Origin of the sequence: Kitasatospora sp. A2-31 (assembly GCF_022288725.1) — a bacterium.
GTDB lineage: Bacteria > Actinomycetota > Actinomycetes > Streptomycetales > Streptomycetaceae > Kitasatospora.
In genome coordinates this window covers 1-14,388 of record NZ_JAKNTA010000039.1, presented here as the reverse complement: position 1 = coordinate 14,388, position 14,388 = coordinate 1, and the positions used below count along the sequence as shown (strand labels likewise).

Here is a 14,388-nt window from a genome sequence, read left to right as displayed (position 1 = left end):
CCCCCGCCGGTGGCCGGCGGGGCCCGGAGCACGGGGGAGCCGGTGCAGGGGAGCCCAGTGCAGGGGAGTCCGATGCAGGGGAGTCCGATGCATGGGAGTCCGATGCATGGGAGTCCGATGCATGGGAGTCCGATGCATGGGAGTCCGATCCGTGGGAGCGCTCCCATCGCCGTTCAGCCCAGCTCGGCCATCGGAGCGTCAAGGGGCGGTAACAGGCCGGAAATCGGCCAGGACCTCGCCGCGCCGCAGGTCAAGATTGGGTAACGGGCGGGGGCGGGTCTTGTCGACCCGATTGTTAGCGCTAACAATCTCGTCTCGAGCGCAACCGCGTCACCACCGCGCCCGGATGGACGGGATGGTGCCGCGTCGCCCCTGGGCCGCACCTCGGCCCCTCAGTCGCTTCGCCCCACCCCGTGAACGCGGGCCGTTGCCGCCGTCCGTGCGATCGACGATTCCGAGAGGAAGTCCCCACATGTCCAAGAGAGTTGCTTCGGTCCTGGTCACCGGTGCGATGGTTGCCGTCCTCGCCGCCTGTGGTTCCGGCGGCGGAGGCTCGGCCGACAAGGGTTCCGGCCACAAGCTCGTCGTGGGGTTCTCCCAGGTCGGCGCGGAGAGCGGTTGGCGCACCGCCAACACCAAGTCGATCCAGGAGGCCGCGAAGAAGGCCGGCGTCGAGCTGAAGTTCTCCGACGCGCAGCAGAAGCAGGAGAACCAGATCAAGGCGATCCGCTCGTTCATCCAGCAGAAGGTCGATGTGATCGCCTTCTCCCCGGTGGTGGAGTCGGGTTGGGACACGGTCCTGAAGGAGGCCAAGGACGCGCACATCCCGGTCATCCTGACCGACCGCGCGGTGGACTCGAAGGACGAGTCGCTCTACGTCTCCTTCCTCGGCTCGGACTTCGTCGAGGAGGGCAAGAAGGCAGGCGAGTGGCTGGTCAAGGAGTACGCGGCCGCCAGTGGTGACGTGAACGTCGTCCAGCTGGAGGGCACCACCGGTTCAGCGCCGGCCAACGACCGCAAGTCCGGCTTCGCGGACGCCGTCAAGGGCGAGCCCAAGTTCAAGGTGGTCGCCTCGCAGACCGGCGACTTCACCCGCGCCAAGGGCAAGGAGGTCATGCAGGCCTTCCTGAAGTCGCAGCCGAAGATCGACGTGCTGTACGCGCACAACGACGACATGGCGCTCGGCGCGATCCAGGCGATCGAGGAGGCCGGCAGGAAGCCGGGCACCGACATCAAGATCGTCTCGGTGGACGGCGTCAAGGACGCCTTCACCGCGATGAGCCAGGGAAAGATCAACTTCGATGTCGAGTGCAACCCGCTGCTCGGTGACCAGCTGATGGACCTGGCGAAGAAGGTCAAGGCGGGTGAGCAGGTGCCGCGGCGGATCAAGACCGAGGAGGGCACCTTCACGCCCGAGCAGGCCACCGCGGCCCTGCCGAACCGCCAGTACTGACCCACCCCGACCGTGTGGGGCCGCTCCTGTGCTCAGGCCCCGCACGGTCCGGACCGGACCGCCCGAGGGCGGGCCGCGTCCGGGACACACGAGAGGAGATCCGGGGTGCGGCAGCAACCGGTCCTGGAAGTCCGGGGGATCCGCAAGGAGTTCCCCGGGGTGGTGGCGCTGGACGGAGTCGACTTCCGACTCTTCCCCGGCGAGGTGCACGCCCTGATGGGGGAGAACGGCGCCGGCAAGTCCACACTGATCAAAGTGCTCACCGGCGTCCACCCGGCCGACGCCGGCGAGGTGGTGCTGGCCGGCAGCCCGGTACGGATCGCCGGGCCACTGCAGGCCCAGCAGGCCGGCATCAGCACGGTCTACCAGGAGGTGAACCTCTGCCCGAACCTGTCGGTCGCGGAGAACATCTTCATCGGCCGGGAGCCCCGCCGCTTCGGCCTGATCGACTGGGCCGCGATGCGCCGTCGGGCCGCCGAGCTGGTCCGCGAGCTCGACCTGGACATCGACGTCAGCACGCCGCTGAGCAGTCACTCCATCGCCGTCCAGCAGCTGGTGGCCATCGTCCGCGCGGTCGGAGTCTCCGCCAAGGTGCTGATCCTGGACGAGCCGACCTCCAGCCTGGACCGCGACGAGGTGCGCCAACTCTTCGCCGTCATGCGGCGCTTGCGCGACCAGGGGGTGGCGATCCTGTTCGTCTCGCACTTCCTCGACCAGGTCTACGAGATCTGCGACCGGATGACCGTGCTGCGCAACGGCCGGCTGGAGGGCGAGTATCTGACCGGCGAGCTGAGCCAGGTCGGACTGGTCTCCCGGATGATCGGCTCCGAACTCGCGGAACTCGCGGAACTCGCCGGACACTCCGGCCCCGAGCGCCTCGACGAGGACACGCGGCGCGAGCGCACCGCACCCGCCGGTGCTGCCGCGTTCCTGCGGGCCGACGGACTGACCCGCCGGGGCGCAGTCGAGCCGTACGACCTGGAGATCCGGTCGGGCGAGGTGATCGGACTGGCCGGGCTGCTGGGCTCCGGGCGGACCGAGGCCGCCCGGCTGCTGTTCGGCGCCGACCAGAGCGACGGCGGCACCCTGCGGATCGAGGGCGCCGAGACCGCCCTGCGCAGCCCGCGCGACGCCATCGCCCGCGGCATCGCATTCTGCTCCGAGGACCGCAAGACCGAGGGCCTGGTCGGCGAACTGACCGTCCGGGAGAACATCGTCCTGGCCCTGCAGGCCGCCCGGGGCTGGGTCCGTCCCCTCGCGCGCACCGCGCAGGACGAGTTCGCGCTGCGCTGGATCCGCGCCCTGGACATCCGTCCCGGCAACCCCGAGGCGCTCGTACGCAACCTCAGCGGCGGCAACCAGCAGAAGGTGCTGCTCGCCCGCTGGCTGATCACCGACCCCAAGCTGCTGATTCTGGACGAACCCACCCGAGGCATCGACATCGGGGCGAAGGCCGAGATCCAGAAGCTGGTGGCCGACCTCGCCGACGACGGCATGGCGGTGCTGTTCATCTCCGCCGAACTGGAGGAGGTGCTGCGGCTCAGCCACCGGGTCGCCGTGCTGCGCGACCGTCGGATGGTCGCGCAACTCGACAACGACGGCGGCCTCAGCCAGGAGCGCCTCATGGCCACCATTGCGAGCGGAGCGGACCGATGAGCGCGGCAACGGCGGCGCGCCGACCGGTGAAGGCGCTGACCCGGCTCCGGCTGTTCTGGCCTGCCGCGGTGCTGGCCGTCCTGCTGGTCGCCAACCTCGCCTTCACCCCCGACTTCTTCGCCGTCCACGTCCAGGGCGGCCACCTCTACGGTTCCCTGATCGACATCCTGCACTTCGGCGCCCCGCTGATCCTGGTCTCCCTGGGCATGACCCTGGTGATCGCCACGGGCGGCATCGACCTGTCGGTCGGCTCGACCGTCGCGATCTCCGGGGCGCTGGCCTGCCAGCACATCAGCCGGTCCGCCGACCCGGGCAGCGTCGGCACCGTGCTGACCGCCGTCGCCATCGCCCTCGGCAGCGCCCTGGTGCTCGGCCTCACCAACGGTGTGCTGGTGGCCAAGGCCGGTGTCCAGCCGATCGTCGCCACCCTGATCCTGATGGTCGCCGGGCGCGGCGTGGCCCAGCTGATCACCGACGGTCAGATCATCACCGTCACCAGCGAGCCGTACAAGCTGATCGGCGGCGGCTACTGGCTGACCATGCCGTTCGCGATCCTGCTCAGCGGCCTGGTGGTGCTGGCCACCGTCCTGCTCACCCGCGCGACCGCGCTCGGCCTGCTGCTGGAGTCCGTCGGCGGCAACCCGGTGGCCAGCCGGCTGGTCGGCATCCGGGCGGTGCGGCTGGTGGCGCTCGTCTACGTGTTCGGCGCGCTGTGCGCGGCGCTGGCCGGACTGATGGTGTCCTCCAACGTCTCGGCCGCCGACGGCAACAACGCCGGGCTGTGGATCGAACTGGACGCCATCCTCGCGGTGGTGCTCGGCGGGACCTCCCTGAACGGCGGCCGGTTCTCGATCGGCGGCACCGTGCTGGGCGCGCTCGTCATCCAGACGCTCTCCACCACCGTCTACACCATCGGCATCCCGCCGGAGACCACCCTGGTGTTCAAGGCGTTCGTGGTGATCGCGGTCTGCCTGATCCAGTCGCCCGCCTTCCGCACCAAGCTCGCCGCCCGCGCCGCCCGGGCCCGGCGGACCGCCCGGCCGCTCGCCGCGGCCCCCACGGACCGGCTGCTCGCCGCGGCCCCCATCGACCAGGAGGTCGGCGAATGACGGCCATTGCTCTGCTGACCCGCCTGCGCGGGCAGATCCCGCTGCTGGTCACCGCGGTCCTGCTGGTGTCGATGTTCGGCGTCGGCTCGGTGCGCTACGACGGCTTCTTCTCCGGCCAGGTCGTGCTCAACCTGCTGATCGACAACGCCTTCCTGCTGGTCGTCGCGGTCGGCATGACCTTCGTCGTGCTGACCGGCGGCATCGACCTGTCGGTCGGCGCGGTCGTGGCGCTGTCCACGATGGTCTCCGCCTGGCTGGTCGAGCAGCACGGCTGGCCGCCGCTGCTGGTCATCCCGCTGGTCCTGCTGATGGGCACTTCGGGCGGCTGGCTGATGGGCTGGGTCATCCACGTCTTCGAGATCCAGCCGTTCATCGTCACCCTGGCCGGCATGTTCCTGGCCCGCGGCCTGTGCTACACGATCAGCGTAGAGTCGATCTCCATCACCGACCCGCAGTACACCGCCATGGCGCAGACCCGGATCCCGCTCGGCAGCCTGTTCGTCTCGCCGAGCGCGGTCATCGCGCTGCTGGTGGTCGCCGTCGGATTCGTGGTGCTCCACCACACCCGGCTCGGCCGCAACGTGTACGCGCTCGGCGGCAGCGAGCAGTCGGCACTGCTGATGGGCCTGCCGGTCCAGCGCACCAGGACCACCGTCTACGCGATCAGCGGCTTCTGCTCCGCGCTCGGCGGCGTCCTGCTCACCTTCTACATGCTGTCCGGCTACGGCCTTCACGCGGTGGGCCTGGAGCTCGACGCGATCGCCGCGGTGGTCATCGGCGGCACGCTGCTGACCGGCGGCTCCGGCTACCTGCTGGGCACCCTGCTGGGCGTTCTGGTGCTCGGGCTGATCCAGACCGTGATCAACTTCCAGGGCACCCTCAGCTCCTGGTGGACCCGCATCGTCATCGGCGCCCTGCTGTTCGTCTTCATCGTCCTGCAACGCCTGATCACCACCCGCCGCCCCCGACCGTGAGACGCCCCTGACCAGCGTCGCGGCCGCCCGGCGTCGCCGCCGCCCGGTCGCCACGCGTGGCCGGACGGCGGCTCGTTCGGTACGGGCGGCCGCGCGAGCACCCCCACCCCGGACCCTCGGGCCGGCCCCGTGCGGATGGCCCGCGGGGCCGCCCGTCGCCGGTGGGCGCGGTCAGCGGATCTTGCAGGACCTGCGCAGGACCTACGCAGGGCCGCGCGGTCCTCCTCGGACCGTCCTGTCCCTGCGCGACGTCTTGACGGTGTCCTGGCGGCTGGCCATAGTGATGCCGTTGCGGCACAGGAGATGTCCGTACCGTCATCACGCGCGCGCCTTCTCGGCGGGAATTGTTAGCGCTAACAGAACTCAGGCGCCGCCCCTGGACCTGCCGGGCGGCAGCCCGAGCCCGGCCCGGTGTCGATGGACGGGGCCGACCGGGCCGCTCACTCCGCACCCCACCCAGTGAAGGAGTTCCTCATGATCAAACCGTCGATCCGCAGGGTCGGGCGGGCCCTCCTCGCGGTCGGTGCGACCGCTGCGCTCTCCCTCGGCCTGCTCACCGCCACGGCCGGGACCTCGCAGGCGGCCACCCAGGGTCCGTGCGACCTCTACCGCGCCGGTGGCACGCCGTGCGTCGCCGCGCACAGCACCACCCGGGCCCTGTACGGCGCGTACAGCGGCCCGCTGTACCAGGTGAGGCGCGCCTCCGACAACGCGACCAGGAACATCGGCCTGCTGAGCACCGGCGGATACGCCGACGCCGCCGCGCAGGACTCCTTCTGCGCCGGCACCGGCTGCGTCATCACCGTCCTCTACGACCAGTCCGGCAGGGGCAACCACCTCACCCAGGCTCCTGCCGGCGGGGCGGCCGGTGGTCCGGACAACCTCGCCAACGCCTTCGAGGCGCCGGTCACCGTCGGCGGGCACAAGGCGTACGGCGTCTACGTCGCCCCCGGGACGGGATACCGCAACAACAACACCAACGGCATCGCCACCGGCGACCAGCCCGAGGGCATGTACGCGATCTTCGACGGCACGCACTTCAACGGCGGTTGCTGCTTCGACTACGGCAACGCGGAGACCAACAACCTGGACACCGGCAACGGCCACATGGAGGCCCTCTACTTCGGCGACAACAGGAGCTGGGGCTCGGGCAGCGGCAACGGACCCTGGGTCATGGCCGACCTGGAGAACGGCCTGTTCTCCGGGGTCAACCGCGGACCCAACGCCAACGACCCCAGCGTCAACAACCGCTTCCTGACCGCCATGCTCAAGGGCGGACCGAACCAGTGGGCCCTCCGTGGGGGCGACGCCCGGTCGGGCGGCCTGTCCACCTTCTACAGCGGCGCGCGCCCCAACGCCACCGGCTACAACCCGATGCACAAGGAAGGCGCGATCATCCTCGGCATCGGCGGTGACAACAGCAAGTGGGCCCAAGGCACCTTCTACGAAGGGGTCATGACCCAGGGCTACCCGTCGGACGCCACCGAGAACGCGGTCCAGGCCAACATCACCGCCGCCGGCTACACCAGTGGCTCGACCGGTACCGGCACGCTGACCCCCGGCTCCCGGATCTCCCTGCGGGCCACCACCGCGCCCTGCTGCACCTCGCACTACCTCCGCCACGACGACGCCGACACCAAGGTCGTCATCTCCGACACGAACTCCTCCAGCTCGGCCACCGACAAGGCCGACGCCACGTGGATCGTCCGCGCCGGCCTGGCTGACAGCTCCTGCGTGTCCTTCGAGTCCGCCAACAACCCCGGCCGGTTCCTGCACCACTACAACTATGAGCTCTACCTGGACTTCGACAACGGGGCCGGCTCCTTCGCCCAGGACTCCACCTTCTGCCCCACCGGGGGCAACAGCGGTACCGGCACCTCCTTCCAGTCCGTCAACTTCCCGACGAAGTACCTCCGGCACTACAACTACACGGCCTACATAGCGAGCAACGGCGGCTCCAACAGCTGGGACAGCAGTGCCAGCTGGGCCGCGGACACCAGCTGGCTCGTCGCCCAGCCCTGGGGCTGAGCCACCAGGGCAGCACCACCGCGCACCGGCGGCAGCATCACCGCGCGCCTGCCCGCCACCGCTTCGCCGGCGGTGGCGGGCCGGCTCGCGCGACGGAGGTGCCCGGAACAACGGTGACACCACCCGACCGGCCCCAGGAGCAGCGGAACCGAGCCTTGTCCTACCGCATCCGCGCGGGCGCCCTGGAGCGGCACACCGCCGCAGAGATCCTCCTCGTCGAGCCCTGGGGACCGGACGCGTCGTGCGTGCGGGGCCCGTACGGGACCATCGACCCACCTTCCCCCGGTGCGCTGGAGAACCGAGGGGCGAAGGCGAGGCTTCCTCCCCGGCCGGTGACCAATGCTCCTGGCGCGCCATCAGGTGACGTGACATCGGAAACGGGATCTGCTGACAGCTCCATCCCTACAGAGAGGACATCTCGATGCGTAGACGACGTTCCAACCGCAAACCTCTGTCCGTCGTGCTCACCGCCGCCGTCGCGGCCGTGGCGGCGTTCGCCTCGGGGCTCGTCGCAGCTCCGGCTCAGGCGGCCACCAGCGGCGCCTTGCGTGGCGTGGGATCCGGACGGTGTCGATGTGCCGAACGCCAGCCGGAGCGACGGAACGTTCCTGCAGATCTGGGACTGCTCGGGCGGGACCAACCAGCAGTGGACGTCGACGTCAGGCAACCAGCTGACGGTGTACGGGAACAAGTGCCTGGATGTTCCGGGCCACGCCACCGCGGCGGGCACCCGGGTGGAGATCTGGACCTGCACCGGCGGGGCGAACCAGCAGTGGCGGGTGAACGCCGACGGCTCGGTCGTCGGGGTGGAGTCCGGACTGTGCCTGGACGTCAGCGGCGGCGGTACGGCCAACGGGACGGCGGTGCAGCTCTGGAACTGCAGCGGTGCCGGCAATCAGAAGTGGACCGGCCTGTCCGGGGCCGGGACCACGTGTGCTCTTCCGACGACGTACCGGTGGGCCTCGACCGGTCCGCTGGCGGAGCCGGCGAACGGTTGGGCGTCGCTGAAGGACTTCACCGACGTGGTCTACAACGGCAAGCACCTCGTCTACGCCACCTACTCCGACGGATCGGCGTGGAAGTCGATGGGGTTCGCTCCCTTCACGAACTGGTCGGACATGGCCTCCGCCACCCAGACCGCCATGCCCTCGTCCGCGGTGGCGCCCACCCTGTTCTACTTCGCGCCCAAGAACATCTGGGTGCTGGCCTCACTGGGGTGGGGGACCGCCTGGCCCTTCACCTACCGCACGTCCAGCGACCCCACCAACCCGGCCGGCTGGTCCGCGCCGCAGGCGCTGTTCACCGGCAGCCTCCCCACCGGCGGCCCGATCGACCCGACCCTGATCGCCGACGACCAGAACATGTACCTGTTCTTCGCCGGTGACAACGGCAGCATCTACCGGGCGAGCATGCCGATCGGGAACTTCCCCGGCAGCTTCGGTTCCTCGTACACCACGGTCATGAGCGACACGGTGCAGAACCTGTTCGAGGCGCCCCAGGTCTACAAGGTCCAGGGCCAGAACCAGTACCTCATGATCGTCGAGGCTCGGGACGCGAACGAGCACCGCTACTTCCGCTCGTTCACCGCCACCAGCCTGAACGGCTCCTGGACCCCGCAGGCCGCCACCGCGAGCAACTCCTTCGCGAGCCAGGCCAACAGCGGCGCCACCTGGACCAACGACATCAGCCACGGCGACCTGGTTCGCAACAACCCCGACCAGACCATGACCATCGACCCCTGCAACCTCCAACTCCTCTACCAGGGCAGGTCTCCCTCCTCGGACGGCACCTCCTACCTGAAGCTGCCGTACCGGCCGGGCGTGCTCACCCTCCAGCGCTGACCCGCCCGGCCCGCCCGGGAGTCGGCTCAACGCCCGGAGGGACCCCGGCCGGGCGAGGCCGGGGTCCCTCGTCGGCTGTGACCGCTACAGCGTCCGTGGCTCTCCGGCCGGCGTGCGACCCGCCGATCCAGGAATGTCAGCGACTTCCTTCCACCTCCCACCGGCCGTCGCAGGGCGCCGGCCGGTCGCAGCTGCGACCGATCCACCTCGACGTCCCGAACGCGTCCACCACCCCCGGGCGCAGTCTCAGGGCCGCGGCTGCTCCGGCGGGGCGCACCGACCTGGATCCGTACGGCCGACAGCCGGCTCACCGTGAACGTCCCCGGCGCCACGCACCGGAGGACGACACGACCGCGAACCGTGAAGGCGTCGGCGGCGCCGAGATCACGGGCGCGCCGTCGCGTCCGATCGGCCCTTCCGGCGGTCGGGGCGACCCCGTGAGCGTTCACCTGCCGCAACGGCCACCTGTGGGCGGCCCGAACGGCTGGTACGAAGAGAGCCCTGGCTGAACCGAGGATGACGGATCGGTGTGGACCCGGTCGCGTACTGTGGTCCGCAGCCGAGGAGGGGACTACGCGTGGGAACCGAGAGCGCCGGCACGGAACAGCGCCAGCCCGTGATGGCGGACGTGGCGAAACTCGCCGGGGTGTCCCACCAGACGGTGTCCCGGGTGCTCAACGCTGCTCCGCACGTCCGTCCGGACACCCGGGAGCGGGTGCTGGCGGCCATCCGGGAGCTGGACTACCGGCCCAACTCCGCTGCCCGGGCCCTGGTCACCCGCCGGTCGCAGACGCTCGGCGTGGTCAGCTTCGACTCGACGCTCTACGGCCCCGCCTCGATGCTGGAGGGCATCGAACGAGCTGCCCGCAGCGCCGGGTACTTCGTGAGCGTGACCAGCCTTCGCTCCCTCGCCGGCCGTTCGGTGCAGGAAGCCGTCGACCGGCTGCGCGACCAGGGGGTGGACGGGGTCGTGGTGATCGCACCGCAGACCTCCGCCGTCAGCGCGGTGGCCCGGCTCTCCAGCTCGGTGCCGGTCGTCGCGGTCGGATCGGGCAACCAGACGCAGGTGCCTATGGTGTCGGTGGGCAACCGCGAGGGTGCGGGCGAGGTCACCGGGCACCTGCTCGACCTCGGCCACCGCACCGTGCACCACCTGGCCGGACCGTCCAACTGGCTGGAGAGCCAGGACCGCGAGGAGGGCTGGCAGCTCACGCTGCGGGCGGCGGGGGCTCCCGTGCCGGACGTGGAGCGCGGGGACTGGAGCGCCCGATCGGGCTATCAGGCAGGGCTGCGGATCGCACGACTCCCCGATGTCACGGCCGTCTTCTGTGCCAACGACCACATGGCCCTCGGGCTGCTGCGTGCCCTGCACGAGGCCGGTCGGGCAGTGCCGGAGGAGATCAGTGTGGTCGGGTTCGACGACATCCCGGAGGCCGCCTACTTCACCCCGCCACTGACCACCGTGCGGCAGGACTTCGGCGAACTCGGCAGGCGGGCCCTGGAACTGCTCGTGCGGGAGTTGGAGGGCGGCGCCAAGCCCTTCCCGGCCCATGAGCGGATCCCGCCGGAGCTGGTGCTGCGCCGAAGCATCGGGCCGGCCGCCCGGTGGTGAAGCGGCGGCGGTTCGCGGCGCCCTGAGTCGCCCGGTTGTCGCATTGGTCTGCCAGGTGAGGTCCCTTGACACCATGAATGTTAGCGCTAACAATCTGTGTGAGCGCTAACAGGAAGCACTCCCCCCAACTCCGCCGGCCGGGCGTCGCCATCCCGCTTCTGAGCGCCCGGCCGGCGGCCCCTCGTTCCGCCCTTCATGAGGGAGAGGTAGCGGAACGGAGCCTGTCGCCGGTGTGCTCCCCCTGCGCCCGCCACGGACTGCGCCGGCGACAGGCGACCCAGGTTGCTCACGGCTTCATCGCCGTTCCCCCGTACGAAGGATGAGCACGTGACCGTCAACCGGTGCAGCGGGGTGCCTACCGGCCGGACCGGGCCACCGCCGACACGCCGACACGCCGACACGCCGACACGCTGAGACGCCGAGACGCCGAGACGCAAGCCGCGGAGACGCCGACACGTGCGACCTGCTGTGCCCCGAGTACCTCACCCTGGACGGCCACTTCGGCCGCGGTGCCCACAAGCTTCGCCGGAGCCAGGCCCGCCCCCCCCGCCCGGCCCAGGGGCTGTGAGACCCCGTCCGGCACCGGCGCCGCTCGCCGGCTCGGCGGGCGCTGCCCCCCCTTCCCACCGGTCCCGCGAGAACGGAGCAATCCCGTGCCGGAACAAGCGCTCGTGTCCCTGGGTGAACTGACCGTCTGCCAGGAGACCGCGTCCGTCCTGCCGGACGGTCGGCCGGTCACCCGCTGGACCATCGGTTCGACGGAGGGCCCGACCGCGGAGGTGCTCAGCCTGGGCGCCCGCCTCCAGGCCCTGCACGCCCCGGACCGGTACGGCCGGCTGGCGAACGTCGTCCTCGGTTGCGAGGGCGTCGAGGACCTGCTCGGCGAGGCCGCCTACCTCGGCGCCACCGTCGGCCGCTACGCCAACCGGATCGCCGACGGACTGCTGCCGCTCGGCGGCACCACGCACCGGCTGACGACCCAGCCGGGCGGCCACACCCTGCACGGCGGAACGGACGGCTTCGCCTCCCGGCTCTGGGACGGCGTCCCGGTCCGGGAGGGCCGGCGGGCCGGTGTGCGACTGCGGCTGCACAGCCCCGACGGCGACCAGGGGTTCCCGGGGGCGCTGAGCGCCGAGGTGACGTACCTGCTCGACCCGGCCGGCGCGCTCTGGATCGGCTACCGGGCGACCACGGACGCCCCCACGGTCGTCAACCTCACCAACCACGCGTACTTCAACCTGGCCGGTGAGGGCAACGGCACGGTGCTCGACCACCTGCTCCGGGTGGACGCCCCGGGGTACCTGCCGGTGGACGCGGAGCTGATCCCCCTCGGCCCGGTCGCCCGGGTCGCCGGCACGCCCTTCGACCTGCGCGAGGCGGCGGTGCTCGGCGAGCGCGTCGCCGACCCGGACCCGCAGATCCGCCTGGCCGGCGCGGGCTTCGACCACAACTGGGTGCTCGACGGGAACGGGTTCCGCAGGGCCGCCGTGCTGAGCCACCCGGCCAGCGGCCGGCGAGTGGAGTGCCTGACGACGGAGCCGGGGATCCAGGTCTACACGGGCAACCACTTCGACGGCTCGCTGACCGGCCGCTCCGGCCGCCCCTACCGCGCGTATGCCGGCGTCGCGCTGGAGACGCAGCACTTCCCGGACTCGCCCAACCGTCCCGAGTACCCCTCCACCGTCCTGCGCCCGGGCGAGGAGTTCCGCTCGACGACGGTCTACTGCTTCTCGGCGGACAAGCGGCCGTAGCGGACCGTCCGCCGAGGGGAGCCGGGGCGGTGGGCGGCAGGGGCCCGCCGCCGTCCCGTCGTTCCTAGGTCCGTGACGAAGACCCGGACGGCCCGGGCGCCGAGGGAGACCGCTCGGCGTGGCGGCGGGAGGTGGGGTGGGAGTACCCGGCCTTCGGGCAGACACGTGAGTTCGCCGAGGACGACGGCGATGCCGCGCTCATGGGCGCCGTCGAGCACCGGGGCCGGCCAGCCGGCTCGAACCGGCCGTTCCCGGGCTCCCGGGCTCCCGGGGGGAGCGGACCGACTCACCGACCCGGATGGCGGCGAACTTCGCCGGGTGCAGATCTGTCGGGGTGCCTCGCACGAAGGACTTGGAGGTCGTTGGGATGCGGTAGCCGATGAGCGGTGGTCGCCTGCTGCGTAATGGGCTGGTCGGATGCGTTGGCAAGTGCCAGACTCGCGCCATGCGGATGATCATCGAGGACATGGCTCGCGACTTGGCGCAAGTGCCGGGCGTGGTCGGGGTGCTGCTCGGCGGCAGCCGGGCCCGTGGGGAGCACCGACCCGAATCGGACTGGGACCTCGGCGTCTACTACCGCGGTGGCGGGTTTGACCTCGCCGCGTTGCGCGCGCTGGCCGGGCCGGACGTGGACGTGGCCGCTCCGGGCGGCTGGGGGCCCTGGGTGAACGGTGGCGCGTGGCTGCGGGTTGATGGGGTGGCGGTCGACTGGATCCTTCGGGACCTTGACCGGGTCGAGCAGGTGTGGGCTGACTGCTGCGAGGGCCGGTACGAGGTGGGGGTGCAGGCGGGTCATCCGCTCGGATTCTGGTCGCCCTGCTATGCGGGCGAGGTGGCGCTCGGGCGGGTACTGGCCGACCCCGGTGGAGAGCTGACCGAGCTTCGGCGGCGGACGGCGACGTATCCGGAGCAGCTGCGGGAAGCACTGACGGCGGGAGCCTGGGAGGCGGAGTTCCTGGTCGATGCCGCGGCGAAGGGCGCTGCCCGGGGCGACGTCCTCTACGTGTCCCTGTGTCTGTCGCGAGCGGTCGGCGTGCTGGTGCAGGCGTTGTACGCCGCGGACAGGCGCTGGTGCCTGAATGAGAAGGGCGCCCTGGCTGTCGCCGAGACGCTGCCGACGGCACCGCCGGACTTCGGTGCGCGCGTCCGCGTCATGCTGGGGTGCCCGGGAGAGACGCCTGAGGCACTGAGTGCGACGGTGGCCCGGGCTCGGGCACTGGTCCAGGAGACCCGCACGAGGCTGAGCACGTCCACTGTGTAGGGTGCCAGGTCCGATCGGCTGTCGTTAGGCGGCGAGTCTGAGCTGGTCGCGGTAGCGGGTCTGGTGGTTGCGGGCGAACTCCTGCTTCTCGTGTCAGGTCCACTAGGACTCGTCCGGTCGGTCACGTGGGGAGCCGGATGACAGGGCCACTGCGGTGGCGGTGCCGACGCAGACGAAGAGCAAGGCCGGCGATGGTCACATGCTCGGGCGGGAGAGTCCTAGATGACTGATGCCAAGGGGTTCAGTGGTCATACGCGGTGAGGGAGCGCATGACGGGCTGTCCCGTCTGGTCGTTGTGCCAGATCGCGGTGGTCAGCGCGAGGATCCGCTGGAGGACGCGGACCATGACGCCGCCGGGTGTGCGGCCCTGGGTCGTTCGAGATCGAGCTGGCCCTTGAACGTGTCATTGACGGACTCGATGATCTGCCGCAACGGCTTGAACAGCTGCGATCCGGCCCGTTGGGTCTCGCCCTTGCGGGCCGGCCGCAGGAGCCGGATCTCCAGCTCGGCGAGCTCACGCTCGAATGCGGCACCGTAGTAGTTCCTGTCCCCGATCAGAGTCTGTCCGGGGCGGGCGGCCACCAGGTCGGTCTCGGTGTCCAGGATGTCCAGCAGGGTGGTGCGCTCGTCGGCCTTGGCGCCGGTCAACGCGAACGCAACGGGCAGGCCGTGCAGGGTGCACACCAGGTGCAGCCGCAGGCCC

At 70.9% G+C, this 14,388-nt stretch carries 8 protein-coding genes and 2 pseudogenes; 9 read left to right on the top strand and 1 reads right to left on the bottom strand.

Annotated features, from left to right (window positions below; translation table 11 throughout):
• Window positions 1–472: 472 nt before the first annotated feature.
• The 9 genes and pseudogenes from MCM47_RS38125 to MCM47_RS38085 all read left to right on the top strand — a co-directional run bounded on the left by MCM47_RS38125 (window position 473) and on the right by MCM47_RS38085 (window position 13,685).
• Window positions 473–1,453, top strand: coding sequence for an ABC transporter substrate-binding protein (locus tag MCM47_RS38125; protein WP_238951560.1), 981 nt, complete (start codon window positions 473–475; stop codon window positions 1,451–1,453).
• Between the two features lie 105 nt (window positions 1,454–1,558).
• Window positions 1,559–3,109, top strand: coding sequence for a sugar ABC transporter ATP-binding protein (locus MCM47_RS38120; protein WP_238951559.1), 1,551 nt, complete (start codon window positions 1,559–1,561; stop codon window positions 3,107–3,109).
• The gene (locus MCM47_RS38115) at window positions 3,106–4,218 is read left to right on the top strand and encodes an ABC transporter permease (protein WP_238951558.1); all 1,113 of its coding nucleotides are present in this window, start codon (window positions 3,106–3,108) and stop codon (window positions 4,216–4,218) included. The genes MCM47_RS38120 and MCM47_RS38115 overlap by 4 nt, the downstream gene beginning before the upstream one ends.
• Window positions 4,215–5,192: a galactofuranose ABC transporter, permease protein YjfF gene (gene yjfF, locus MCM47_RS38110; RefSeq protein WP_238951557.1), complete on the top strand. Its 978-nt coding sequence runs from the start codon at window positions 4,215–4,217 to the stop codon at window positions 5,190–5,192. The genes MCM47_RS38115 and yjfF overlap by 4 nt, the downstream gene beginning before the upstream one ends.
• Before the next feature lie 474 nt (window positions 5,193–5,666).
• Complete coding sequence (locus MCM47_RS38105) at window positions 5,667–7,220, top strand: alpha-L-arabinofuranosidase B (RefSeq protein WP_238951556.1); 1,554 nt, start codon at window positions 5,667–5,669, stop codon at window positions 7,218–7,220.
• A gap of 421 nt (window positions 7,221–7,641) precedes the next feature.
• Window positions 7,642–9,061, top strand: a pseudogene (locus MCM47_RS38100) (non-reducing end alpha-L-arabinofuranosidase family hydrolase).
• A gap of 577 nt (window positions 9,062–9,638) precedes the next feature.
• Window positions 9,639–10,673: a LacI family DNA-binding transcriptional regulator gene (locus MCM47_RS38095; RefSeq protein ID WP_238951555.1), complete on the top strand. Its 1,035-nt coding sequence runs from the start codon at window positions 9,639–9,641 to the stop codon at window positions 10,671–10,673.
• A 671-nt stretch (window positions 10,674–11,344) separates the two neighbouring features.
• On the top strand, window positions 11,345–12,424 hold the full coding sequence (locus MCM47_RS38090; RefSeq protein WP_238951554.1) for an aldose epimerase family protein: 1,080 nt from the start codon (window positions 11,345–11,347) through the stop codon (window positions 12,422–12,424).
• 445 nt (window positions 12,425–12,869) lie between these two features.
• Window positions 12,870–13,685 carry a DUF4037 domain-containing protein gene (locus MCM47_RS38085; RefSeq protein WP_238951553.1) on the top strand — a complete coding sequence of 272 codons (816 nt, stop codon included), beginning with the start codon at window positions 12,870–12,872 and terminating at the stop codon, window positions 13,683–13,685.
• Between the two features lie 241 nt (window positions 13,686–13,926).
• Here MCM47_RS38085 and MCM47_RS38080 read toward each other — a convergent pair.
• Window positions 13,927–14,388: pseudogene (locus tag MCM47_RS38080) on the bottom strand (transposase); the annotation flags it as partial.